This window comes from Arthrobacter sp. LAPM80, from assembly GCF_046736435.1.
GTDB lineage: Bacteria > Actinomycetota > Actinomycetes > Actinomycetales > Micrococcaceae > Specibacter.
On the sequence record NZ_JBCHVD010000009.1, the window covers coordinates 80,415 to 103,967 of the forward strand.

A 23,553-nucleotide genomic window follows, 5' to 3' on the forward strand; every position below is an offset into this window, starting at 1 on the left:
TGGCCTTCAAAAGGCTCTGGTTGGTTCAATGCTAGTTTTCCGTCCGCGTGACACCCGCGTCCGGTGGGAAATCCCCACAAAAACTCAGCAAATTAAGCGTCCGACAGCCTAGACGGCTACCTATGAAACTACCGCGTCAAGGGCCCTCAACACTAATCCGGGGGCGTTTTTGTGAGCAATTTGTACAAAAATGCTATGAATTTGCGCCGAGCCGCTGCACTGCGGAGGCAATACGCTCATCGGTTCCGGTCAGGGCGACGCGGACGAATCCGTTGCCTGCTGCACCGTACAAAGTGCCGGGACCGGCCACAATGCCCAGATCGGCAAGCCGTCCGATCGTGATCCAGGTGTCTTCGCCGGCCGTGCACCACAGGTAGAGCCCTGCTTCCGAGTGGTGGATGGTGAGCCCAAACGCCTCAAGGGCGTCCACCAGGACTGTGCGGCGTGCCCTGTACAGGGCCTTCTGGGCGCTGACATGTGCGTCATCACCCAGGGCCACCCGCATGGCTTCCTGCACGGGGTGCGGCACGATCATGCCTGCGTGCTTGCGGCTGTTGATCAGGTTCGCCATGATGGCACCGTCACCGGCGACGAACGCTGCACGGTAACCCGCCACGTTTGACTGCTTGCTCAGTGAATAGATGGCCAGCAGCCCGTCATGTGAGCCACCGCTGACGCGCGGGTCAAGCACACTTGGCACAGCCTCGCCACCGTTTTCGGGATCCCATGCGCCCCAGCCAAGCTCGCCGTAGCATTCGTCGGAAGCCACGACGGCGCCAATCTCCCGCGCCGCTGCCACCAAAGCGGAAAGCTCGTCCACGCCGCGCACAATGCCCGTGGGGTTGCCAGGGGAGTTAACCCAGACTAGGCGCACTTTAGCGAGGCTTGCGGCATCGAGTTCGTCCAGGGAATCCGCCGCAACCGAGGTTGCCCCCGCAAAGACGGCGCCCATGTCATAGGTGGGGTAGGCCACCTTGGGCCGCACAACAACATCTCCGGCGCCGAGCCCCAACAGCAGCGGCAGCCACGCCACCAGTTCCTTGGAGCCAACCGTCGGCATGACATCGGCCGGGTCAAGTCCTGGCACGTTGCGGCGCCGGGCAAACCAGTCAACAACTGCCTGGCGCAACGCCAGGGAGCCGTGGGTCGTGGGGTAGCCGGGGGCGTCGGCGGCAGCCTTCAAGGCTTCCTGGATCAGCGCCGGTGTGGGGTCAACGGGGGTGCCGATCGACAGGTTCACCACGCCGTCGGGGTGCTTTGCGGCTGTTGCCTGGTAGGGCGCCATCGCATCCCACGGATAGTCGGGAAGCTGCAGGCCCACGGGCTTGGCCGAGGCGTTGTGTGAAGCCGTTGTCATGGGGCCGATCAGTCCTGGTTCTGCGGCGGCAGGGCCGCAACGAACGGGTGGTCGGTGTGCGTGTTGCCGATCTTGGCGGCGCCACCCGGGGAACCGAGCACGTCAAAGAATTCGACGTTTGCCTTGTAGTATTCGGCCCACTCGTCAGGGGTGTCGTCCTCGTAGTAAATGGCCTCCACGGGGCACACTGGTTCGCAGGCACCACAGTCAACACATTCGTCGGGGTGGATGTAGAGCGAGCGCTCACCTTCGTAGATACAGTCAACAGGGCATTCCTCTACACATGCCTTGTCCTTGACATCCACGCATGGCTGCGCAATTACGTACGTCACGGCCCCAACCTTCCTCAACAGTTCAATGACAGGCACAAAAGACGCGCCGGTTCCTTCATTATCCCCCACCGCCGCCGCAGCTGCACTTCAACGAGACTTAGTATGAAGAGGTGAACAGTGCACTTGACCGACTCGCGCAACTTCCCTTGGGCACCCGCATGGTTGTCCGGTACAGGATTGAGGGCGGGTTGACCGACGCCGTTGGCGAGCTGACGGGCCGCGACGGCCTTGGCTGCACCATCGCCACACGCACAGGTTCCGTCAGCATAAAGTTCGACGACGTCCAGCTCGCCAAGCCCGTCCCACCGCCTCCCGCTCGGCGCGAACCTCGCCTGCAGCCGTAGCAGTCAAGGCAGCGGGAGGCGCTGGCGCCACTGTCACGTTGACTGGGCCAACCCGCGAAACTCCCCCACAAGATACGTCGTTCTGGACGGTTGGCCCCGCTTTCGGCGCATGGCCAGCGCGTTATTTGCGGCGGGCGCGGCGCGGGCGCAGGACGACCCAGGTGAGCCATGCCATCAGCGGTGTGGTGAACGCGATGCCATAGAGCCAGACGCGGCCCGGGATGTTGTCGAAAATCATACCGGCGGATCCGATCTGCAGTGATAGCAGCCCGGCCGTGAGGTAGGCGGCAGCGCCACACCAGACCGCGATCCAGGAACTTCTGCTCCACAGCCCCACAAACATGCTCACGGCAGCCAGCAAAAGCAGCGCAAGCCCCGCACCATAGGGAATGGCACTGCCGACGCCGTTGGGATACCAGGCGTGGCCGTGCAGGGACGTGCCCAACAGCCCGGCGCCGACACCTGCACCCACCGCGGCGGCAAACGCGGCCCAGCGCCGCGGCGGCGTGGAGGTGCCGGTCATGGCGCACCGTAAATTGTTGCCGGATCGACGACCGTGAATTCCTCCACGGCAGATATGTCCTTCCAGACGCCGTCGGAGAGCGCGTAGCGCTGCCCGTCAACTGAAATTTGGGTGCGGTGTGCGCGCATGGCTGCCGTCTTGGCGGCAAGGCTGCCGGCAACGTTCAGGCGCGGCACGCCTGCCTCGTGGGGGCGTTCGGGCCTGTCACTGACGATCGCATAGATGGCAGGCACCGCCCAGCCCGGCGTCTCGGGGGAATCCGGCCCGCCGACGCCGCCTGGCCTGGCGGCCAGCCGCAGCGCCTCCATTGTCACCTGATGGGTACGCACGTGGTCGGGGTGGCCGTAGCCGCCGTCGGCCGCGTAGGTGACGACGCCTGACGGGCGCAGGGTACGGATGGCCGACGCCAGCAATGGGGCGGTTTGCTCCAGCGGCGCCCGGGAGAATGACCCGGGCAGGATGGTGGATGCGGCTGTGGCGCGCCCGTCGGGGCCCCACTGCATTCCCGAGTCGCGGAACACCACGGGGCCACCGGCGGGGGCGGTCAGCCCCTGGCCCAGCCAGATGTGGTCGCTGACGCCAAGCGCAGCCAGTGCGGCAGCCAGCTCGCGTTCGCGTTCCGCGGCCAGTCCGGCGCCGGGTGACCCCTCGTCGCCGAGGCGGTGTCCGGCGTCGTGCGTTGCTGTGGAGAGACCGTCCGTGGTGAGGCTGTCCTGGTCCACCTCAAGGTGGGCCAGCTCGGGCGGGATGACCTCGCCCAGCTCGCCGCGGGTGCAGGTCACCAGGACCACCCTGGCGCCCGCAGCAACAGCAGCGGCCATGGTCGCGCCGGTGACGATTGTTTCGTCGTCGGGGTGGGCGTGCACGAACAGCATGGTGGTGCCGGGTCCGGATCCGGGCAGCAGAGGTGGTGGTTCCATGGTCTCCAATCTACCCGCAGCCGCCCGCCCTGCCCCAACGGTGCAACAGCAAAGGCATGCACATCCGGGAATCAAATTCCGGCTGTGCAGGCCTTTGCTGTTCGCTGCGGGGGCACTTCCTAAACCAGGAGAGTTGCCCCCGGAATGGCGTTAAGCAGCTCCTGCGTGTAGACCTGCTTCGGGTTGTTGAAGACCTCATCCGTGGAGGAGGCCTCAACGACACGGCCCTTTTGCATGACGGTGACGTGATCGGCGATCTGGCGGACCACGGCAAGGTCGTGCGTGATGAACAGGTAAGTCAGGCCAAGCTCTTCCTGCAGCTCATTGAGCAGGTTGAGCACCTGCGCCTGGACCAGCACGTCCAGCGCGGACACCGCCTCGTCACAGATGATCACGTCAGGATTCAAGGCCAGTGCACGCGCGACGGCGATACGCTGGCGCTGTCCGCCGGAGAGTTCATTCGGGAAGCGGTGCATGGTGGCCGCAGGCATGGAAACCTGGTCCAACAGTTCGCGAACCTTCTTCTCGCGTGACTTTCTGTCGCCGATCTTGTGGATCTTCAGCGGCTCCTCAATGGTCCGATAGATGTTGAACATCGGGTCGAGTGAGCCATAGGGGTCCTGGAAGATCGGCTGCACCCGGCGGCGGAAGTCGAAGAGCCCCTTGCCCTTCAACGTTGTGACATCGGTGCCGTCGAAGGAAATGCTGCCCTCCGTGGGCGCGAGCAGGCTCAAGGCCATCTGCGCCACGGTGGACTTGCCCGAGCCGGACTCCCCCACAATTGCCATGGTGGTGCCGCGACGGACATTGATGGAGACGTCGTCGACAGCCTTGAAGTCAGTGGACTTGCCCAGGGCGCCGCGAAGCTTGAACACCTTGGTCAGGTTCTTGATCTCCAGGATCGTCTCGCCCTGGCCGGCAGGCTTGCGTGCCGCCCCAGCCGCGGGGACCGGTGCGGGTGGCACCTCACGGATGGACGACGGCGCAATGGCACCTTGCGCTGTTGCGGCGTCTTCTGCGTCCTTCGCCTTCTGCGACTGCAGGCGACGGGAGGCCAGAGACGGCGCCGAGTTCACCAGGCGCTGGGTGTACGGATGCCTCGGATTGCGCAGGATTTCCAGTGCGGGACCCGACTCAACCACCTGCCCCTTGTACATGACAACCACTTTCTCGGCGCGTTCCGCGGCCAGGCCGAGATCGTGCGTAATCAGCAGCACGGCAGTGCCAAGCTCGGTGGTCATCCGGTCCAGGTGGTCAAGGATCTGACGCTGCACCGTCACGTCCAGGGCGGACGTCGGCTCATCGGCGATGAGCAGGCGCGGACGGCAGGCCAGGCCAATGGCGATCAGTGCGCGCTGACGCATGCCGCCGGAGAACTCGTGCGGATACTGCTTCGCACGGGCAGCCGCATCCGGCAGGCCGGCTTCGGCTAGCACCTCCGCCACCCGGGCCTTGGAGTTTGTTCCCGCGAGGCCGTTGGCCTTGAGGGTCTCCTCGACCTGGAAACCGATCTTCCAGACAGGGTTCAGATTCGACATGGGGTCCTGGGGAACCATGCCGATCGAGTTTCCACGCAGCTCAATGATGCGCTTTTCGCTAACGTTGGTGATGTCCTCGCCGTCGAAAATGATCTGGCCGCCGCTGACCCGCCCGTTGGAGGGCAGCAGCCCGATCGCGGCAAGTGCCGTGGTGGACTTGCCCGAACCGGACTCGCCCACAATGGCAACCGTTTCGCCCGGCATGATGGTCAGGTGCGCGTTGCGCACCGCATTGACCGGGCCGTTCTGGGTGTCGAAGGTGATGGCCAGGTCGCGAATTTCCAGCAGCGGGGCATCGTCGGAGCGCTTCGTTCCGGGACTTGCGGACTGTGCACTGTTGTTGTTGCTCATGGTCGTCACCGCTTCCTTGCTTTGGGATCGAGCGCATCACGCAGGGCGTCGCCAAGCATGATGAAGCTCAAAACGGTGATGGAGAGTGCAACAGCAGGCCACAGCAGCACTCCGGGGTTGTTGCGCACCTGCGGCTGGGCGGCGGCAATGTCATTGCCCCAGGACATGATGGTGTCCGGCAGGCCAACGCCCAGGAACGACAGCGTTGCCTCAGCCACAATGAACGTACCGAGCGAGATGCTGGCCACCACGATGATGGGCGCCAGCGAGTTCGGAATAACGTGGCGGACTAGCGCACTGAATCGGGACAGCCCCAACGCCTTGGCCGCTGTGACAAAGTCCGCATTGCGGTTTTCAAGCACGGCGCCGCGGGTGATGCGGGCAATTTGCGGCCAGCCGAACGCCACAAGCACCAGGACGACTGTCCACACGCTGCGGTTGTCGCGGAAGGCGGGCAGCTGCATCAGGACAATGGCACCGAGGATCAACGGCAAGGCAAAGAAGATGTCGCCCAGACGGGCCAGGATGGCATCCACCCACCCTCCGTAGTAACCGGCGAGTGCGCCCATGATGCCGCCGATGATCAGGACACCCAGGGTGGTGAAGACACCCACCATGAGCGAGGCACGGGTGCCGTAGATCATGCGGGCGTAAACGTCACAGCCCTGCAGCGTAAAGCCGAGAGGGTGCCCCCCACGGGGACCTTCCGCTGAGTTGTCAAGTGTGCAACTGGTGGGGTCAACGTTCGCGAACAACTGCGGGAAGACCACTACCACCAGCACCAGCAGGATGAGCAACGCGGAAATGATGAACAGGGGCTGCTTGCGCAGGTTCTTCCAGGCGTCGGCCCAGAGGCTTAGTGGGGCTGTTGTTTCATCAACTTTGTCGACGGCCGCCAGCGGGGTCTCCTCCAGCGGGGCCACATAGTGTTCAATGACGCGGCTGGAGCGCTTTCCCTGCCGGGCTGCCGGGATCGGCAGGTCATTTTCAGGTGTCAGGTTCTCAGACATAGCGAATCCTTGGGTCGAGCCAGGCGTACAACAGGTCCACAACGAGGTTGGCAATCACGAAGACAATGACAAGGATGCCCACCACTGCAACAACCGTGGGGGTTTCACCGTTCAGGATTGCCTTGTAGAGCAGGTTTCCGATGCCGGGGACATTGAAAATTCCCTCGGTGACGATGGCGCCGCCCATGAGGGCTCCCAGATCCGCACCGAGGAAGGTGACAACGGGGATGAGGGAGTTGCGCAGGATGTGCACCACCACGACGCGTCGGCGGCTTAGGCCCTTGGCCGTTGCCGTGCGCACATAGTCGGCGTTCATGTTCTCGCTGATGGAGGCTCGGGTCAGCCGGATGACGTAGGCGAGGGACACCAGACCCAGCACGAGGGCAGGGAGGATGAGTTCGTTCCAGGGAGCCGAACCGCTGACTGTCGGCTTGGCCCAGCCGAGCTGGACACCAACCACAAGCTGCAGGACAAAGCCCAGGACGAAGGTCGGAACAGCAATCACAATCAGCGAGGCAACGAGAACGGTGCTGTCAAACAGCTTGCCCTTGCGCAGGCCGGCAATGACGCCAAAGAAGACGCCAAAGATGGCTTCGAACGCCAGCGCCATAACGGCGAGGCGGGCTGTGACGGGGTAGGCGCGTGCAATGACGGCCGACACTTCCTGGCCCGAGAACGTCTGGCCGAGGTTGAAGGTCAGCAGGTTCTTGAGGTAAAGCCCGTATTGGATCCAGAACGGCTGGTCCAGATTGTATTGGGCCCGGAGGGCAGCCTCAACGGCTGGCGCCATCGGCTTGCCGCCGGACAAGGCGGCAATGGGATCGCCAGGTGTGGCAAAGACGAGGAAGTAAACAAGCAGCGTGGCCCCGAAAAAGACGGGAATCAGCTGCAGGAACCGACGGAGCGTAAACATGACCATTACGGTGTCACCACTCCCCGGGTCCCAAGTTGGAATTCATTCATGAATTTACCTGTTCAAGTAGTTGTCAATACAAGGTGCCCGCGGGATCTTGCCGCAGCACGTTGTACGGAAAATAACACATAAGTGTGTGGATAGCACACAAGGGGAACCCGGCCCCAGGCCGGGTCCCCCTTAAGGTTGCAATGTCAGTTAATCAAATTACTTGGCTGTGATGTCGTAGTACAGCGGCACGCCGTTCCAGCCGAACTGGACTGTGTTGACCTTGTTGCTCCAAACACCCTGGACTGCCTGGTACCACAGGGGTACGACGGGCAGGTCCTTGAGCAGGAGTTCCTGAGCCTGGTTGAAGATCTTGTTTCCGTCCTCAACACTGGTTGCCGAGAGGCCCTTGGTCAACAGAGCATCGAAGGCCGGGTTGGAGTAGTTGCCGTCGTTGGAACCTGCACCGGTGCCGTACAGCGGGCCGAGGAAGTTGTACAGCGACGGGTAGTCGGCCTGCCAGCCGGCACGCGAGGCGCCGGTCAGCTTCTTGGTGTTGACCAGGTTGCGCATTTCCTTGAACGTAGCAATCGGATTCAGCTGGGCCGTGATCCCCAGGTTCGTGGAGATCTGGTTGGCCATGGCCGTGATGTATTCCTTGTTGCCGGCACCATCGACGTTGGACGTGATGGTGAAGACCTTGCCAGCGGGCCAGGGGCTGATCTTGTCCGCAGCAGCCCAGAGTTCCTTGGCCTTGGTCGGGTTGAACTTCAGGACGTCACTGCCCGGCAAGCTGCCGTTATAGCCGTCAAGGACGGGCGAGGTGAAGTCCGTGGCGATCTTCTTGTTACCGTAGTAGATCTTGTCGATGATCTGCTGGCGGTCGATTGCCATGGAGATGGCCTGGCGGCGCATCTGGCCGGCGTCACCTGAGAACTCGGGCAGGTAGCTCGGGATCGTCATTGTGGCATTACCGGCGTAGGGCTGGTTGACGAAACGGCCAGCGAAGTCGGTCTTGTAGTTCTGCAGCCCGCTCGGCGGGACCTGGTCCAGAACGTCCAAGTTGTCCGACTGCACGTCCGTGTAGGCGGCATCCGTGCTGTTGTACAGCGTGAAAGTCACGCCGCCGTTCTTCGGCTTGCGCGGTCCGGTGTACTTATCGTTCGGAACGAGCTTGATGGACTGGTTGTGTGCCCAGCCATTCGGGGCCAGCTTGTACGGGCCGTTGCCGACGGGGTTCTGGCCGAAGGCGGCCGGATCCTTGTAGGCGGACTCGGGGAGCGGGTAGAAGGCCGTGTAGCCCAGGCGCAGGGGGAAGTCAGATCCCGGGGCGGCCAACTCGACGGTGAAGGTGTTGTCATCAACGACCTTCAGGCCCTCCATGGTGTCAACCGTGGACTTCGCGGCGCTGACCTTATCGTAGCCCTTGATGGTCTCGAAGAAGTATGAGTTCAGCTGGGTGTTTTTGGCGGCTGCACCAAAGTTCCAGGCGTCAACGAAGTTCTTGGCCGTAATGGGCGAACCATCACTGAAAGTCTCCCCGGACTTGATCTTGATCGTGTAGTTCTGGGAGTCCTTGGTTTCAATGGACTGCGCCAGTTCGTTCTGGGTGGCGCCCTTGGCGTCGTAGCTCACGAGCCCCGTGAAGATCAGGTCCATGACCCGGCCGCCACCAACTTCGTTGGTGTTCGCGGGCAACAGGCCCTGGGCCGGCTCGGTGCCATTTGCGGTGATGACCTTGGTCGTGTCACCAGCGGCATTGCTGCTGCTATTGTCAGCGTTGCCGCCGCACGCGGTGAGTGCCAGGGCCAATACGGCGGCAACACCCAACGCTTTGTACGATCGTGTGAATCGCATTCCATCTCCTTGATTTGAGGTTGAAGCCAGTCAACATCACAGCATCGCTGTGTTGTGAAATTCTCCATTGAACTCACGTATGTACTGGCTCACACATCATCAAGGTTAGCCGCAAATATTACCTGCGAGTAACCGCTATCACATTCTGGGTAGATCGTAATAGAGATGAGACATTATCACGGACGAAAGGCCCGCCCCAGCAGAAGCTGGAACGGGCCTTTCGCGAGTCACGCTGTTGGGCTCAAGTTCACTCAACCGAGTGCGTCTGGGCCCACGCTTGCCAGGTTCCGGAAAAATCGCGTCAGCGATTTATCCGACCAGAAGCGTCTGGGCCCACGCTTGCCAGGTTCCGGAAAAATCGCGTCAGCGATTTATCCGGCCGGCAAGTGGGGACTAGGCCTTCGCGCGGGCGCGGTAAGCCTTGGCACGCTCGCTGGCGTCCAGGATGAGCTTGCGGATGCGGATCGCTTCCGGGGTAACCTCAACGCACTCGTCTTCGCGAGCGAATTCGAGGGACTCTTCAAGGGTCAGGTTGCGCGGCGGGGTCATGTTCTCGAAGGTGTCCGAGGAAGCCGCACGCATGTTGGTGAGCTGCTTTTCCTTCGTGATGTTCACGTCCATGTCATCTGAGCGGGAGTTCTCGCCGACGATCATGCCTTCGTAGACCTCGGAGGTGGGCTGCACGAAGAAGCTCATGCGTTCCTGAAGCTTGATCATCGCGAACGGGGTGACGACGCCGGTGCGGTCAGCCACGATCGAACCGTTGTTGCGGTATTCGATCGGACCGTGCCACGGCTCGTAGCCCTCGGCCAGCGAGGAGGCGATGCCTGCACCGCGGGTGTCCGTCAGGAAGCGGGTACGGAAACCGATCAGGCCACGGGCCGGAACGATGAATTCCATGCGGCACCAGCCGGTGCCGTGGTTGGCCATGTTGACCATGCGGCCCTTGCGGGAAGCCATGAGCTGGGTGACGCCGCCCAAGTATTCCTCGGGTACGTCGATGGTCATGTGGTCCATCGGCTCGTGGGTCTTGCCGTCGACCTGGATGGTCACAACCTGCGGCTTGCCGACTGTCAGTTCGAAGCCTTCGCGACGCATCTGCTCAACGAGGATGGCCAGAGCCAATTCGCCACGGCCCTGAACTTCCCAGGCGTCCGGACGAGCGGTCGGGAGAACCTTCAAGGAGACGTTACCGATGAGCTCCTTGTCCAGACGATCCTTCACCTGGCGTGCGGTGACCTTGGCGCCCTTGACGCGGCCGGCCAGAGGGGAGGTGTTGATACCGATGGTCATGGAGATGGCCGGAGGGTCAACCGTGATCAACGGCAGCGGCTGCGGGTTTTCAATATCGGTCAGGGTCTCACCAATGGTGATGTCCTCGATACCGGCAACGGCAACGATTTCACCGGGGCCCGCTGATTCGGCAGGAACACGGGTCAGTGCCTTGGTTGCCAGCAGTTCGGTGATCTTTACGGGCTTGATGGTGCCGTCGTGACGGGCCCAGGCAACGGTCTGGCCCTTGCGCAGGGTGCCGTTGAAGATACGCAGCAGAGCCAAACGGCCCAGGAATGGGGAGGCATCCAGGTTGGTGACGTGCGCCTGCAGGACACCTTCCGGGTTGTAGGTCGGGGCCGGGATGTGATCGATGATCGTCTTGAACAACGGCTCAAGGTCCTCGTTGTCCGGGGCGGCACCGTTTTCGGGCTGCGTCAAGGATGCGCGACCCAACTTGCCGGATGCGTAAACAACGGGAACGTTCAGGACGGCGTCGAGGTCCAGGTCGGGGACTTCGTCAACCATGTCCGAGGCCAGGCCCAGAAGCAGGTCCATGGACTCGGCAACAACCTCATCGATGCGAGCATCGGGACGGTCGGTCTTGTTCACCAACAAGATGACGGGGAGCTTTGCGGCCAGGGCTTTACGCAGTACGAAGCGAGTCTGGGGCAGCGGGCCCTCGGAAGCGTCAACGAGCAGAACAACACCGTCAACCATGGACAGGCCGCGCTCCACCTCGCCACCGAAGTCGGCGTGGCCCGGGGTGTCAATGACGTTAATGGTCATGGCCAGACCATTGGCGGAGGGACCGTTGTAGGCAACGGTCGTGTTCTTGGCCAAGATGGTGATGCCCTTTTCGCGCTCCAGGTCACCGGAGTCCATGACGCGCTCAGCGACGTCACCGTGAGCGGCGAATGCGTGCGTCTGCTGGAGCATGGCGTCGACCAGAGTCGTCTTTCCATGGTCAACGTGCGCCACAATGGCGACGTTGCGCAGGTCATTGCGCGAGGCAGTATTGAGGGAAAGATCGCTCATGCGTTAAGACTCGTTTCAGTTGGGCCCGGCTGCAGGCCCGGAAGGGCTAAAGCAGAAAGTCACATTGATGTTTGGCCGTGAAGAATCGGCAGATAACACCATTCTAGTCGTATCGACAAATACGGCCTAGTCACTTTATCCCATGAAGTGCGTATTTTTTGCCACCAACGCGCCAACCTCCCACCCAACGGTGTGCCCTGTGGCGTCTTTTCGGCTTTAAAGTACGACGCCGGCAGGCGCGCTCCGTGATGAAACTCACCTGCCGCATGCGTACGTGGGAGGCGCCAAGGGCCTGTTTCAGCCAACGAACGGCTGTACGGCGCCGTGCGGCGGCACATGATGGAGCGCATGTACATCACGCCGGCATCTGGTTCCCGCCCGCGAGGGGAAAACAGCCACGGCGCAAGGCACGCGGCCCACACAATTCCGGACACGATCCACATGCCAATGACATTGATGCGAAGGTTGAACTCCGCATCCTTGGCGTCGGGCATCGACTTGGGCGCTTCCCGTAGCCGAGGGCACGTTGGTCAAAGCTTGCGGCTTCGTGCGGCCCGGGCTGCATTGAACTCTCCATCAGTTGTTGCGGTAGACAGCGGCAACGCCATCCGCAACGACGCCGTCCACAACCTGTTCAACAAACTCAAGCCCGTCCACATCCCAGCACTCGCGATCACCTCGGCGTCTCCCGGCAGGGCCACTTCCTCGCCGTGCCGCAGGATGGAATCCCTGACGTTCAGGGTTCCCATGCCCGCCCGGACCAGGTCGCTGTCTTCCGGCCAGGCCAAGCACCTTGCGGCTCTGGCCGATCTCGGGTCCGGATTTGCAGGTCAGGAGCGCCAAAATTTCGTGGCTGGTGATGCGTAGGTAGGGGCAGGGAAGCTGTTGCGGTGGGCCGGGATTATCCGAAACCGAGCCCACCGCCCAGCCAGCCGGAAGGGGTCCTTGTTTTCGATGCCTGACGAATTGTCCAGGCCACCCATGATCACACCGAGGGCGCCGAGGACCCGGCCGCCAATTTTCACTGTCTCGTTAAATCCGGACGAGGCGAACTCGGAGTCTGCCAGACTCAGATCCCAGCCGAACTTCTCGGCGACGAACTTCAGCCCGTCGAGAATCCCGGAAGTCTGGCCCCCATCGGCGCCAAAGAACTTTTCCATGACGAATTCAATGCCGCCGGGAGTGTTGTTGTTTCCGCCGGGCTCGGTTCTGCCCCACCTCAGGTATCTGCGCTGGCCGCTTCGTGGTCGGAGGTCTGGGCCAGCAGGAGTTTGGCGGCATCCTCACGGCCGGCTCCGGCCGAACGGCAGGTGGGCGCAGGCGCGATGCTCATTGTTGGCTAAAGAGCTCACTGTCGGGCCCCTGCCAGTGTGAGCGGACAACGGCTGCCTGCACGGACGCGGTCACCTTGTCCAGCTGTTGCCCGGACAGCCGCATGGTCTTGGCCAGTTTCCTTATCGGAGCCGAGCATTCCCTCACTCACTGTGGTTTCCGCTATCAGGCGCACTGCTTGAAAAGGCGCGAACGCCCGTAACGGTGCATCGTGTTTGATAGAGATTTCCGGTTGTGCGGCCCTGCAGCGATGGGAACAGGTGCCCAAACGCCGGCTGTGGCTGCTATTTGACGAAGGACCACTGGGCGATGCTTTGCCACGGGCCGATGTCCAGCGGGGAATACTGCACGCCCTCGACGTGCTTCCCGCTGGCGCTCAGGGTTGCACGCTGGAACAGCGGCAGACCGTAGCCAGCTTCAACGACAAGCTGGTCGATCTGCATCTTCAAGGCATTTTGCTTGGCGTCGTCGGGGTTGACGGCCAGTTGTTCCGTCAACTGATCGACGACGGTGTTGGAAAAATGGTTGAAGTTTGAAACTGCGCCTGTCCTGAATACCTGCGGCACCTGGACGGAGCCGGCGGGGTTGCCGGTCCAGCCGTACAGCGCCACATCAAAGGAACCCGATTTCAAGGCGCCGAGCCATTCGCCCGCGCTTTTGCCGCCGTCGGTGACAGTGAAGCCGGCGTCCGTGGCAGATTTGGCAATCAGTGCGTATTCCAGGACCCGGTCAGGATCGTCCTTGTTATAGAGGACGCGCACGGTGGGCCGGGCACCGCCGAGCAGGTCCTTGGCCTTGGCGACACCTGACGTGTCAGGCGACGCCGCGGTAAAGTCCGCCGTGCCGTTGCTGCTTGAGGATTCCTTGTAGGGCACCTGGGCCGGGCGGAAGACAAAGGAATTCAGCACCGCGGCGTTGGGATCAAGGGGTCTGGCCACCCGCGCGAGAATGTCTTGGCGCGGGACGGTGTACAGAAAAGCCGTGCGCAGCTCGGGCGCGGCAAGGACTCCGGTGAAGTTGAGCACCACCTGGTCAAAGCCAAGCCCCAGGCCCTGCTGGACCTGCACGCCGTTGGGCTTGAGTTCGGTGAGGGCCGTGAGACGCTCGGGGGTGACAGCGGGTGAAATCACGTCCGCGGTTTGATCCTTCAGGGCGGCAACCTGCTTGTCCGGATCACTGTCATAATGCACGGTCAGGGTGTCCAATTTGGGCGCTGTTCCCCACACGTAGTCGGGGTTGCGGGCCAGGACGAGTTCCTTCCCTGCCGTGATGCCGTTGACGAGGTAGGGGCCGTTGGACAGTGCAAGGGAGGGATCGGGCATGCTCTTGCTGTCAAAACCGGTGTTCCAAAAATCGGCAACCTTGCGAAGGGTGGGGTTGGCCGGAACGGGATGCGCCGGATCGCCCTTGCGCCCGCTTTGCAGGAGGGTTGTCAGTGCGGTGGCGTCCACGAGCCCGGACCTGACGGCAACAATGTGCGCCGGAACGCTGACAGTGCTGCCCAGGGCGGTTTCCCAATCGGAGAACGGCGTGGTGTAGGTCAGCGTCAGGGACATCCCGTTGTCACCAATGACAGGCATCTCGGTCTGGCTGATACCTGTTTTGTCGCCGGCTCCGTGGAAGTATGCCGTGCCGGAGGTGACGGCGAAGTCCCTATTCAGGGTTGCATCATCGAAATAGCCCGACGCCGCCGCCCACTGAAGGAGCAGGTCATCGGCCGTCACGGGGGCGCCGTCGGACCATTGAACACCGCCGTTGATGGTGTATTTAATGGTCAGCGGCTGATCCTTGACCTTTTCATACTTGCCAAACTTCACGTTCTTGACGATCTTCAAATCACTGCCCACGGAGTTGAAGCCCGAGTGCGTGGCGGAGTCGATGCGACGGTTCGTCAGTGTGTTGCCTGTGACGCTTGAGGCGTTGAACGAGGTGAAGGGCGCAGCCTCGAGGACTGTGGCATTGCCGCCATCGACCGCTGTGGGGGAGGCACTTGATTCGTGCGGTGCCGGGGGCGTGGGGGTGCATGCTGCAAGGGACAACGCCACTGCCGCGGCTGCGGCCAATACTTTGGAAATGCATCCGGGCCGCATTCCACCTCCAGGTTCTTCGCTTCAACATGGTCCTCCGGAATGACTGCGGCGGTGTGCCGGTCCCGGGAATAATCCTGCTTGCTAGAGTACCGCAGCGTGCTGGAGGCAGCCGGTTTGCGTGGCGTGGTCCACGGTGGTTCAGTGTCCCTTGATGTCAACGCCCCTCAATGACGTCCAGCGAGCGACCGTCGAGCCAGCGCGGAGTGCGTTCGCAGTAATGGAGGTATTCCTCGCCGAAAACGCTGCGCAGCGCCTGCTCTTCGCGGGCAATTTGAAAGCGGTCCATCACCACGACAAAGGCACCCACAGGCAGCCACGCCTGCCAGGAGCCCCTCTGGAGTGCATGGGCGGCCAACAATCCAGCGACGCCCACATACATGGGGTTGCGGGAGATTGCGTTGGTTCCGGAGGTGACAAGTGTTGAGGCATTTGATGGCGCGGTGGGATCCAGGGTTGTGCCACGTCGGGCGAAGGCGCCAACGGTGGCCAGCAATACGGCGCCCGAAACGGCGACAACGACCACCGCGGACACCTTGCGCATACGCGGCAGCTTCGCGCCCCTCGGTGTAAAACGTTGCGCAATTCCGGCTGCTGCCGCGGCCGCCGGTGGAAGGGGAAGGCCCTGGTGCTTGCTCATGGTGCTCCTGCCGTTCATGCCGCTCGTGCCATGACCCTTTGGTCCTGTGCTCAGGCTAACCCCGCACTGGCCGCTGGTCGAGAAGTCTGCCGGGGGCCTGCAAGTTTTTTCAAGTACATCCAGCTGGTCTTGCTCGGTTGGGCGAATTACTCGGGAGCCCTTTTGTACTCGGATTGCTGGGCCGCCACACGGCTCCAGGGGTGTTACCCACCCTCGATCCGTACAACCCGCGCAATATTGAACCCTTCGACGTCGAACAGCTACCCGAAAGCTGCGGCGGGCCGCATAATCATGGGAGGGCATGAAGAATTCGATATCCGTTGGGAATCGTTGGATTGCGAACGCAGGTTTTTTGATGTGGGAGTGGTGGATGCAGACAGTGAACTATTGCTCAGGGATCTATGGCCAAGAACCGTCCCCAAATTTTTGTCGGGTGCAACTACAGTTGCACTCCCTTGTGGTCAGCGGATGCCAGGTCCGGCCCGTATGACATCCGATGCCATGGACCTTCATGCCCCACCGCTGGGAGGGTCCGCCATTTTGCGCCAGCGCTGGAGTGAGGTGACTTTTCTGCATTGGAGGGTCGATCCTGGTGTGGTTGAGCCCTACATGCCCGCAGGCTGCTCTGCCGACGTCATTGATGGAAGCGCTTGGATTGGGCTCATTGGTTTTCAAATGTCCAAGAGTTCATTCTTTGGCAGCCCGAGCATTCCATGGTTGGGTAATTTTCCCGAAGTCAACGTCCGGCTTTACTCAAAGGGCCCGGACGGGCAGCGGGGAGTAGTTTTCCTGAGTTTGGAAGCTTCCCATGTGATCCCTGTGCTCATTGCACGGGCAACCTTCGGTCTGAAGTACCAGTGGGCATCAATGAAGCTGGAAAAGCGCGACGGCAAAGTTGCCTACCTGACAAGGCGCCACGGCCAACCCGATGCCTCATCGCACATGATCGTTCGGCCAAGCCGTGACCCAGCGGCAAATGCTGCCGTTGCGAATGATCCGATGTCAGCTTTTTTGACGGCACGCTGGGGTTTTCATGAAAGCCATCTTGGCCGCACCATTTACTGCCGCAACCATCATGAACCGTGGCCACTCCAGCATGCTGAACTGCTGTACTTGAACGACGGATTGCTGGCCGCAGCTGGCATGGCAGGTGTGGCCGGCAGGGCACCCGATTCGGTCCTTTATTCCGCCGGCGTCACAACTGTCTTCACAACACCGCAACTGCTCACCCGCCGCAGGTAGCCGGCCTGCCTGGAATACCGTGGCCCAGAACGCAGGGGTCCTGAAGCTCAAGGCTTCAGGAGCCCGGCAATCATCCTGCCCGCGTTGTCACCGGCGGTGAGCGCCCCCCTGGATGCTTCCCAGTCCCGGGTGGAAACTTGGTAGAGGCGCTCAAGGTCACGGGGGACGTCGACTGCCCCGGCGAGGCCGTCAAGACGGTCCAGCAACGTCGTTGCCTGGATGAGGTGCCCGCCGAAGGGGGCATACGACGGTGCGGCTTCTGAGACCACTGCGGTGTTCCAGATGGGCCCGGCTGGCCCGCCACCGGGTCCGGAGGCGTCCAGGGTGAGGAAGGGGTCGCCCCGCGAGCCGGTACGGTTCACACTGCCATCGATCGGGTGGTTAGGCTGGGTGGATGGCGACAGTTATTCTCGTGCGGCACGGCCGCACCACAGCCAATGCCACTGGTGTGCTGGCCGGTCGGGCCGTCGGCGTCGGTCTGGACGAAATTGGACGCAGCCAGGCGGCTCTGACCGGCGACCGGCTCGCAGCTGTGCCCGTGGTCGCGGTGGTGTCGAGCCCTCTTGAACGTTGTCAGCAGACCACCGCGCTCATCCTCGATCGCCAGGCTGGCACTCCGTACACGCCGGTTGATCGCGATCTCACAGAGTGCGATTACGGCCAGTGGCAGGGCCGCAAGCTCAGTGATCTTGCGAAGGAGGATTTATGGTCGGTTGTGCAGTCGCAACCATCCGCCGTCATTTTTCCCGGCGGTGAATCCATGGTCGCAATGCAGACTCGCTCAGTGGCAGCTATTCGACGCCACGATGCATCCTTCGAGGCTGAGTACGGGCCAGGGGCCGTCTGGGTGGCTGTAAGTCACGGTGACATTATCAAGTCAATCCTTGCCGACGCACTCGGGATGCACCTCGATCTGTTCCAGCGCATTAACGTTGGCCCCGCCTCCGTATCGATCGTGCACTACGGCGTTAGTGGACCGAGCGTCTATGCGATCAACACCGACGCCGGGGATTTGTCGTGGCTGTCCAAGGGCATCCACGCCGGCGATGCGCCGGTGGGCGGCGGGGCAGGGCAAAAAGCGCCGTAAACCTGATGCGCCTAGACTACTAATATGTCTTCACCAGTTCACGAGTTCTCTTGGCCTGATCGCGTCGTCGTTGGCACCCTTGGCCTGCCGGGGGCGCGCACGTTCTACCTGCAGGTGCGTGCAGGGACTCAGATCGTCAGTATTGCCCTGGAGAAACAACAGTCGGCCCTGCTCGCCGAGAAGATCGACGAAATTCTCGATCAGCTCATCACCATCGACGGCAACCCGTTCAGCGTTCCCACGAGCACTCCGATTGAACTTGTCGACAATGACCAGCTCGAGGCTGTTCAGGAACAGTTTCGGACCGGCGCCATAAGCTTAGGTTGGGACCCCACGACGGCGCAGGTCGTGGTGGAGGCCTACCCTCTCACCGATGTTGATGCTGATGACGAATCCCTTACTGAGGACGGCGCCATCGAGACAGAGATGCTGCTGGTGCGAATGCCGGTCGGCGCAGCCCGGGCCTTCGCCAAGCGCACCCGTGAGGTGGTCGGCGCCGGGCGTCCGATCTGCTCGCTCTGCGGTTACCCCATAGACGCCGACGGGCACATCTGCACCCTTCCCGAGGTCTGATGCCAGCGCCGGATCTGGTGACCGCCGAGCTGAAGCTGACCGGGCGCATCACGACTGCTTCAAACGCTACATTCTTGGGCAGCATCGGCGACTCGGTAGTCGTCTATAAACCGATGGCGGGCGAACAGCCGCTATGGGATTTTCCCCACGGCACCCTTGCTCACCGCGAGGCGGCCGCCTACCTGGTCTCGCAGGTCTTGGGCTGGGATGTGGTGCCGCACACCTGGCTGCGCGATGGTCCGCTGGGTGAAGGGATGGTACAGCTCTGGCAGGAGCAAGACCCAGCCCAAAACGCAGTGAACCTGCTCCCAGCGGACCTCGTGCCGGAGACAGGCTGGAAACAGGTTCTCGAGGGGCGCGATGAAACCGGAGCGATGGTCGCGCTAGTTCATGAAGACTCACCTGCCCTCAGGCACATGGCGGTGTTCGACGTCGTCGTCAACAACGCCGACCGCAAAGGCGATCACATACTGGCGATGGCTGACGGACACCGGTATGGCGTGGACCATGGGCTCACCTTTCACCATGACCACAAGCTGCGCACGGTGCTGTGGGGATGGCTCGGAGAGGATCTCACCGCCGAGGAACTGGACGGCGTTGATCGTGTCAGCGCAGGACTTGACGGTGAGCTGGGCCGAGACCTGGCGGCCTTGCTCAGCGCCGAAGAAATCGTTTCGCTCGCCTCGCGCTGCGCCCAGTTGCGCTTGGCAGGGCAGTTTCCGGCTCCCAGGGGTGAGATGTCGGCAGTGCCCTGGCCGCTGTTCTAAGCCTTGAGCACATACCGCAGTGTCTGCACCACCTGCTCGGTGGTCGTGCACCATGCCTGAGCCTGTGCGTCGACCTCTTTGAGCGGATGGACAATATCTTCATCGTGCAAAGTCATGTAGGGCTTACCCAGCGCGGCGCAGTAGCCGGCATCGAAGGCGGCGTTCCACTGTTTGTACTTGTCCCCGAAGCGCACTACCACCAAATCACTCTGTTCAATCAGGGTGCGCGTGCGAATGGCGTTGATCTTGGCGGACTGGTGATCGCGCCAGAACTGGTTAGAGGTCGCGCCGAGATGGTCGCCCGCGGCGTCGCTTGCGGGGTGGTCGGTCACCGGTGAGGTAAATTCCACGTCCAGCCCGGCGGCCTGGGCACCGCGCTGAATCTCGTCACGCCAGTCGGTGTGAATCTCACCGGAAAGATAGACAATAAAACTCATGGTTGAGCGCTCCTTCATACGTGCTGGACGGATCTGAGATTGGTCTCCTAGTTCACCATCTAATAGTTCATCGGAAAGATCCAATCCAGCGTTCTAGAGAGCATGAGGCGCACCGGATGCTCTGCCGCTATGGTGCGGGCTCGGACCGCTGTATGTCAGGCGTTGAAGTGGAACTCGACCACAGCACCACGCAGAACAACCTGTCGCTGTGCGATGTATACAAAGAATTCGCGGCAAGCATGAATGCGCTAAGCCAACTGGTTGCGCAACGCGGACAGCTCTTTAGGCGCTGGTCGGCTTAGTAGCAAATTGCTACAATGGATGTATGAGTAACACGATGCCAATGAGAGTGGATGGCAATCTCTTTGACGCAGCAAAGGCGCAGGGTGCTATTGCAAGCCGCAGCGCAGCGCAGCAGTTGAGCCACTGGGCGCGAATCGGGCGTGAGCTTGAAGCCGCCCCCAACACGAGCCTGCACGACATAGAGCACGTGCTCGCCGGAGAAAAATCATACGATGACCTCGGTGAGCGCGACCAGGCCATAATACGTGCGAGCTGGGACGAGCAGGTCACGGAACGCCTGGCCGGCTTGGATCTTGCTGCTGAATTCACTCAGGAAGGGCGTTCCTGGACAGAGGCGGACGAGCAGGGTCACACAGTCGTGCGCGGTGGCGACGGGCATGACGACAACCGTCCATGGTCCGCTGGCGCAGTGGCTGCCAATAAGAGCGCCTGAGCGGTGCCGGTTCTGCACTTGATCGCCGGGCCGAACGGGTCCGGTAAGTCCACCTATGTCGAGCGAATCCTGCAGCCGGTGACCCATCTGCCCTGTGTGAATGCAGACCTGATTGCCGCCAAGCGCTGGCCTGGGAACGAGATCGAGCACGCCTACGATGCTTCCCGCGCCGCTACTGAGGAGCGAATACAGTTGCTGGCGACCGGCCGTTCGTTCATCACTGAGACGGTGTTCAGCCATCCGAGCAAGCTCGACCTGGTTCAAGAAGCACACCGCAGTGGTTATCTCGTTCACCTGCACGTCCTGCTCCTTCCCGTTGACGCGACCGTGAATCGCGTTGCCGAACGCGTCCAGCGCGGTGGCCACGCCGTACCCGAGCAGAAGATCCGCGGTCGCCACGCACGACTGTGGGACCTCATCGCGGCTGCGCGCATGATTGCCGACCGCACTGAGTTTTTCGACAACAGCACCGCCAAAAACGCTTTCCTGCGCGTTGCCGAATACGAACGCGGACGGCTTGTCGGCGAGCCCAAGTGGCCATCCTGGGCGCCGGCTGCGCTTACCGCCTAACGTGCTGGCGGACACCCTCTAAGAAGGGCCCCCGTCACTTCCCCGTGATCACGCGGTGGGGAACTGCGCTGTTCCGACGCCCGAACACGAGGCGCTTTTCATGACGAGCTATAAAACTAACGAGTAGAAGGGCTGCGGAAAGAAGCGTTACCACTGGAACGAGTACAGGCTTGAAGGCGACAGCGTCGTCACGTACAAGTGCCACAGGCAGAAGTTCTTTGACGGCGATACAAACCCTTGGGACGAAGACGCCAGGGATGTTTGATGCATCCCTGGCGTCTGACAACCAGTACAGCGGTTCTACACGTTAAACCGGAACTCGACCACGTTAAGTCACGGAATAACCTTTCATCCAACTGGAGAGCGGCGGGGAGCCAGTGGGCCGCTGAGCTTGCTGCCTTAGCCGACTTCCCCTCCGCGGGGGTTCGCCCGCAGGGTGGTCGGGCGCCGGTTGGATGGCCGGGCGCAAGCTTTTCCGCCCGAAGCTCGCGGCGGCCCGCGAGGCGGTTCCGGACTTCTTGAGTGGGAGCGGGTACGGCGGAGTCTGCTGCGACCGCAGTGAGGAAATCAATTAGGTAGGACTCACCTTAGAACGCTGAACAGGCGACGGACTCCAGCCAAGTGGCTGGCGGTTCCGCAACGTCGCGGGCGGCGAAAGCGGACCGCAGCCTCTCCAGGATCTCGGCGAGGCTTTTGCCTTCGGAGTCCTTGCTGGCCTCGAAAATGGCAAGTTGGAGTTGCAGCTTCGCCTAGGCAGCAGGGTCCTTAGCGGTGGGGTCCTGCCCGGTAGGGTCCCCTTTGAGTGGCTCAGCATTGACGGCGCCGGACTTGCTTGGGTCAGTGTTCATGGGCTTCCTTTCATTGTGGTTCCCCGCGTCCCGCACGCAGGGCGTGGCAAGGGCCTGGCTGCTAACGCCACACGCTACCCCCGTCGCGTTTGTCTCGCCGTTGGGGCCGAAAGGCAGGCCGTTCATGTGACGGCCGCGGTGGCGCATCTGACCACCACGATGTCCTCACCGGCACCGGGGCAGGTGGCTTGCCCTTGGCGCCAACGGGGCCTCGTAGCCGGTGCAACAGCACTACCAGCCTCATCCTCCTGCGACGACGAAGAGCCCGGCGACGCCGAGCGCATAGAGCACCAGGACAACGAGGGAGTCGGCCCCCATCCTCGCTATGCGTCGTTGAGGCCGGAAGAGGAGACCCAGCAGGTACACGACGGTGAGCAGGATCGCCAGTGCCGTGAGATAGATGTCGGTTGCCTGGGCCTGTGGCAGGACCGCCTTGCCGGAGATGAGAACGGCCAGAAGGAAAAGAACTGGAAGGAAGGCGTTTCCGCCAAAAATGTCGCTGACGGCCAGCTTGTAATCGCCCTGGCTTACCGAGGCGAGGCCGGTGGAAATTTCCGGCAGGGACGTTGCCAGGGCCAGCACAGTCGCCCCGAAGAGCACACCGGAGAGACCGAGCTGGTCCGCTGCTGCACTGCCACTTTGTTCAAGCACGACGCCGGCGATCAGGGTGGCGACGGCGGCGACAGCAAAAACAGCAACAGAAGCGCCGGTGCCCTTTGTTTTCGTAGAATCGTCCTGACTTTTTGCCTTGCTGTGGCCCCTGGGTTCGGACTGGCTTTCCGGGGCCTCGCCCTCCTCCTGCCAGGGAAGGTGTTTCTGCGCGCGCTGGACAAGTAACAAACCCACAACCCATACGACTGCGATCAGGACCGCACCCGGCGTCAGGCGCGCGAACACCACGCCTGACGGCATCTGGCTTCCGGCGATGACCACGGCGAGCACAGCGACGACAGTCACGGCCTCGATGACGAGCGTCAGGGACGCAGCCTTATAGGTCAGGGGATGCTTTCCCTTAACGCCGAAGACGTCCAGTACCACCAAAACGACTGTCTGCAGGGCAATGCCGCCGAGGATATTGCCCACAGCCACTTCCAGGTCCCCGGAGATGGCGGCGCTGACGGTAATGGCAAGTTCGGGAAGATTCGTCGCTATGGCCAGGAGGATCAATCCGCCCAAAGCTGAGCCGAGATGGAAGCGTTTGTCCAGAATGTTAGTCTTCCTGGAGAGCTGGATGCCTGCGAACCAGATCACGACCGAGGCGCTGACGAAAATAAAGATCAGAAGCCACAGAGGCAAAGACCCCATCACTACCACGATCCAATCCGGGCCCGCTGGCCCACTCACGGAGCATTCATTTGCGCGGACGCAATGGTATCCCCGGCCCAGCTTCGGAGCGGCGTCGCACAGCAGACGTCCCCCGAGTGCCACGGCAAGGGGGCGACGTGAATTTATTTCTATTGCGCTTACGCAATAATAGCGTAAACACAAGGAAATTCTCCTGCAGCAGCGTGCCGCATATGCCCCTTTGGAAAGGAAGGCCACGGAACAAGGTTTAACGGCCGTCATCCAGTGGCTGTGCTGGACAATCGCCGTCGCCAGCGCGGTACCGCCTTGATTCGGGCCAGTGTCGCGGCCACGGCGGGACCCCGCGTCGTACGGCAGAAAAGCGGCGTCGTCGGCCTGCTCTGGATATTGTGCGCCGCGTCTGCTCTCACCGGCTTTATCGTCGCCGCTGCGGCAGTCCGGGCTGGCAGCTTAACAATTGCCACGGTGCGCCGGCGGTCCTCAGGT

The 23,553-nt window shown here is 61.9% G+C and carries 23 protein-coding genes; 7 read left to right on the plus strand and 16 right to left on the minus strand.

What is annotated here, in order from left to right:
- Nucleotides 1–193: 193 nt before the first annotated feature.
- The gene (gene dapC, locus AAGW05_RS11065; RefSeq protein ID WP_411804577.1) at nt 194–1,357 is read right to left on the minus strand and encodes a succinyldiaminopimelate transaminase; all 1,164 of its coding nucleotides are present in this window, start codon (nt 1,355–1,357) and stop codon (nt 194–196) included.
- A gap of 8 nt (nt 1,358–1,365) precedes the next feature.
- A complete protein-coding gene (gene fdxA, locus AAGW05_RS11070) occupies nt 1,366–1,689 on the minus strand; it encodes a ferredoxin (protein ID WP_054012064.1) in 324 nt (107 codons plus the stop codon).
- Nucleotides 1,690–1,799: 110 nt separating this feature from the next.
- Here fdxA and AAGW05_RS11075 point away from each other — a divergent pair, with 110 nt between their 5' ends.
- Complete coding sequence (locus AAGW05_RS11075) at nt 1,800–2,033, plus strand: hypothetical protein (RefSeq protein WP_411804578.1); 234 nt, start codon at nt 1,800–1,802, stop codon at nt 2,031–2,033.
- A 121-nt stretch (nt 2,034–2,154) separates the two neighbouring features.
- Here the strand turns inward: AAGW05_RS11075 and AAGW05_RS11080 are convergent, their stop codons facing one another.
- The 11 genes from AAGW05_RS11080 to AAGW05_RS11130 all read right to left on the minus strand — a co-directional run bounded on the left by AAGW05_RS11080 (nt 2,155) and on the right by AAGW05_RS11130 (nt 15,502).
- Complete coding sequence (locus AAGW05_RS11080) at nt 2,155–2,556, minus strand: hypothetical protein (RefSeq protein ID WP_411804579.1); 402 nt, start codon at nt 2,554–2,556, stop codon at nt 2,155–2,157.
- The gene (locus AAGW05_RS11085) at nt 2,553–3,476 is read right to left on the minus strand and encodes a PIG-L family deacetylase (RefSeq protein ID WP_411804580.1); all 924 of its coding nucleotides are present in this window, start codon (nt 3,474–3,476) and stop codon (nt 2,553–2,555) included. Before AAGW05_RS11085 ends, AAGW05_RS11080 begins: the two co-directional genes overlap by 4 nt.
- Before the next feature lie 119 nt (nt 3,477–3,595).
- Nucleotides 3,596–5,365: an ABC transporter ATP-binding protein gene (locus AAGW05_RS11090; RefSeq protein WP_411804581.1), complete on the minus strand. Its 1,770-nt coding sequence runs from the start codon at nt 5,363–5,365 to the stop codon at nt 3,596–3,598.
- Between the two features lie 5 nt (nt 5,366–5,370).
- The gene (locus AAGW05_RS11095; RefSeq protein ID WP_411804582.1) at nt 5,371–6,375 is read right to left on the minus strand and encodes an ABC transporter permease; all 1,005 of its coding nucleotides are present in this window, start codon (nt 6,373–6,375) and stop codon (nt 5,371–5,373) included.
- Entirely contained in the window at nt 6,368–7,294 is a 927-nt protein-coding gene (locus AAGW05_RS11100; protein ID WP_411804583.1) for an ABC transporter permease, read from the minus strand. The genes AAGW05_RS11095 and AAGW05_RS11100 overlap by 8 nt, the downstream gene beginning before the upstream one ends.
- A gap of 201 nt (nt 7,295–7,495) precedes the next feature.
- Nucleotides 7,496–9,133, minus strand: coding sequence for an ABC transporter substrate-binding protein (locus tag AAGW05_RS11105; RefSeq protein WP_411804584.1), 1,638 nt, complete (start codon nt 9,131–9,133; stop codon nt 7,496–7,498).
- A gap of 393 nt (nt 9,134–9,526) precedes the next feature.
- Nucleotides 9,527–11,443 (minus strand): translational GTPase TypA, encoded by a 1,917-nt coding sequence (typA, locus tag AAGW05_RS11110; RefSeq protein ID WP_411804585.1) that lies wholly within the window; start codon nt 11,441–11,443, stop codon nt 9,527–9,529.
- Between the two features lie 530 nt (nt 11,444–11,973).
- On the minus strand, nt 11,974–12,231 hold the full coding sequence (locus AAGW05_RS11115; RefSeq protein ID WP_411804586.1) for a hypothetical protein: 258 nt from the start codon (nt 12,229–12,231) through the stop codon (nt 11,974–11,976).
- A 42-nt stretch (nt 12,232–12,273) separates the two neighbouring features.
- A complete protein-coding gene (locus AAGW05_RS11120) occupies nt 12,274–12,603 on the minus strand; it encodes a hypothetical protein (protein WP_411804587.1) in 330 nt (109 codons plus the stop codon).
- A gap of 456 nt (nt 12,604–13,059) precedes the next feature.
- A complete protein-coding gene (locus AAGW05_RS11125) occupies nt 13,060–14,865 on the minus strand; it encodes an ABC transporter substrate-binding protein (RefSeq protein WP_411804588.1) in 1,806 nt (601 codons plus the stop codon).
- Between the two features lie 154 nt (nt 14,866–15,019).
- Entirely contained in the window at nt 15,020–15,502 is a 483-nt protein-coding gene (locus AAGW05_RS11130; RefSeq protein ID WP_411804589.1) for a methyltransferase family protein, read from the minus strand.
- A gap of 486 nt (nt 15,503–15,988) precedes the next feature.
- On the opposite strand from AAGW05_RS11130, the gene AAGW05_RS11135 reads away from it, so the two are divergent.
- Nucleotides 15,989–16,744, plus strand: coding sequence for a YqjF family protein (locus AAGW05_RS11135; RefSeq protein WP_411804590.1), 756 nt, complete (start codon nt 15,989–15,991; stop codon nt 16,742–16,744).
- 47 nt (nt 16,745–16,791) lie between these two features.
- On the opposite strand, the gene AAGW05_RS11140 is transcribed toward AAGW05_RS11135, so the two are convergent.
- The gene (locus AAGW05_RS11140) at nt 16,792–17,106 is read right to left on the minus strand and encodes a hypothetical protein (RefSeq protein WP_411804591.1); all 315 of its coding nucleotides are present in this window, start codon (nt 17,104–17,106) and stop codon (nt 16,792–16,794) included.
- 32 nt (nt 17,107–17,138) lie between these two features.
- On the opposite strand from AAGW05_RS11140, the gene AAGW05_RS11145 reads away from it, so the two are divergent.
- Genes AAGW05_RS11145 through AAGW05_RS11155 form a run of 3 tightly spaced genes read left to right on the plus strand, consistent with a single transcriptional unit; the run spans nt 17,139 to nt 19,171 of the window.
- Nucleotides 17,139–17,831 (plus strand): MSMEG_4193 family putative phosphomutase, encoded by a 693-nt coding sequence (locus AAGW05_RS11145; RefSeq protein ID WP_411804592.1) that lies wholly within the window; start codon nt 17,139–17,141, stop codon nt 17,829–17,831.
- A 24-nt stretch (nt 17,832–17,855) separates the two neighbouring features.
- Complete coding sequence (locus AAGW05_RS11150; RefSeq protein ID WP_411804593.1) at nt 17,856–18,404, plus strand: DUF3090 domain-containing protein; 549 nt, start codon at nt 17,856–17,858, stop codon at nt 18,402–18,404.
- The gene (locus tag AAGW05_RS11155) at nt 18,404–19,171 is read left to right on the plus strand and encodes an SCO1664 family protein (RefSeq protein ID WP_411804595.1); all 768 of its coding nucleotides are present in this window, start codon (nt 18,404–18,406) and stop codon (nt 19,169–19,171) included. Before AAGW05_RS11150 ends, AAGW05_RS11155 begins: the two co-directional genes overlap by 1 nt.
- Here the strand turns inward: AAGW05_RS11155 and AAGW05_RS11160 are convergent.
- Entirely contained in the window at nt 19,168–19,608 is a 441-nt protein-coding gene (locus AAGW05_RS11160; RefSeq protein WP_411804596.1) for a YtoQ family protein, read from the minus strand. The two genes, AAGW05_RS11155 and AAGW05_RS11160, sit on opposite strands and share 4 nt — an antisense overlap.
- A gap of 325 nt (nt 19,609–19,933) precedes the next feature.
- On the opposite strand from AAGW05_RS11160, the gene AAGW05_RS11165 reads away from it, so the two are divergent.
- Entirely contained in the window at nt 19,934–20,344 is a 411-nt protein-coding gene (locus tag AAGW05_RS11165) for a TA system antitoxin ParD family protein (protein WP_411804597.1), read from the plus strand.
- 18 nt (nt 20,345–20,362) lie between these two features.
- Complete coding sequence (locus AAGW05_RS11170; RefSeq protein WP_411804598.1) at nt 20,363–20,914, plus strand: AAA family ATPase; 552 nt, start codon at nt 20,363–20,365, stop codon at nt 20,912–20,914.
- Between the two features lie 1,088 nt (nt 20,915–22,002).
- Here the strand turns inward: AAGW05_RS11170 and AAGW05_RS11175 are convergent.
- A complete protein-coding gene (locus tag AAGW05_RS11175) occupies nt 22,003–23,106 on the minus strand; it encodes a sodium:calcium antiporter (protein ID WP_411804599.1) in 1,104 nt (367 codons plus the stop codon).
- Between the last annotated feature and the right edge of the window lie 447 nt (nt 23,107–23,553).

Excerpts from the sequence above, each read along its gene's own strand:
- dapC (WP_411804577.1), bottom strand. The coding sequence starts at position 1,357 with ATGACAACGGCTTCACACAACGCCTCGGCCAAGCCCGTGGGCCTGCAG.
- AAGW05_RS11080 (WP_411804579.1), bottom strand. The coding sequence starts at position 2,556 with ATGACCGGCACCTCCACGCCGCCGCGGCGCTGGGCCGCGTTTGCCGCC.
- AAGW05_RS11085 (WP_411804580.1), bottom strand. The coding sequence starts at position 3,476 with ATGGAACCACCACCTCTGCTGCCCGGATCCGGACCCGGCACCACCATG.
- AAGW05_RS11090 (WP_411804581.1), bottom strand. The coding sequence starts at position 5,365 with ATGAGCAACAACAACAGTGCACAGTCCGCAAGTCCCGGAACGAAGCGC.
- AAGW05_RS11095 (WP_411804582.1), bottom strand. The coding sequence starts at position 6,375 with ATGTCTGAGAACCTGACACCTGAAAATGACCTGCCGATCCCGGCAGCC.
- AAGW05_RS11100 (WP_411804583.1), bottom strand. The coding sequence starts at position 7,294 with ATGGTCATGTTTACGCTCCGTCGGTTCCTGCAGCTGATTCCCGTCTTT.
- AAGW05_RS11105 (WP_411804584.1), bottom strand. The coding sequence starts at position 9,133 with ATGCGATTCACACGATCGTACAAAGCGTTGGGTGTTGCCGCCGTATTG.
- typA (WP_411804585.1), bottom strand. The coding sequence starts at position 11,443 with ATGAGCGATCTTTCCCTCAATACTGCCTCGCGCAATGACCTGCGCAAC.
- AAGW05_RS11120 (WP_411804587.1), bottom strand. The coding sequence starts at position 12,603 with ATGGAAAAGTTCTTTGGCGCCGATGGGGGCCAGACTTCCGGGATTCTC.
- AAGW05_RS11125 (WP_411804588.1), bottom strand. The coding sequence starts at position 14,865 with ATGCGGCCCGGATGCATTTCCAAAGTATTGGCCGCAGCCGCGGCAGTG.
- AAGW05_RS11130 (WP_411804589.1), bottom strand. The coding sequence starts at position 15,502 with ATGAGCAAGCACCAGGGCCTTCCCCTTCCACCGGCGGCCGCGGCAGCA.
- AAGW05_RS11135 (WP_411804590.1), top strand. The coding sequence starts at position 15,989 with ATGACATCCGATGCCATGGACCTTCATGCCCCACCGCTGGGAGGGTCC.
- AAGW05_RS11145 (WP_411804592.1), top strand. The coding sequence starts at position 17,139 with ATGGCGACAGTTATTCTCGTGCGGCACGGCCGCACCACAGCCAATGCC.
- AAGW05_RS11150 (WP_411804593.1), top strand. The coding sequence starts at position 17,856 with ATGTCTTCACCAGTTCACGAGTTCTCTTGGCCTGATCGCGTCGTCGTT.
- AAGW05_RS11155 (WP_411804595.1), top strand. The coding sequence starts at position 18,404 with ATGCCAGCGCCGGATCTGGTGACCGCCGAGCTGAAGCTGACCGGGCGC.
- AAGW05_RS11160 (WP_411804596.1), bottom strand. The coding sequence starts at position 19,608 with ATGAGTTTTATTGTCTATCTTTCCGGTGAGATTCACACCGACTGGCGT.
- AAGW05_RS11165 (WP_411804597.1), top strand. The coding sequence starts at position 19,934 with ATGAGTAACACGATGCCAATGAGAGTGGATGGCAATCTCTTTGACGCA.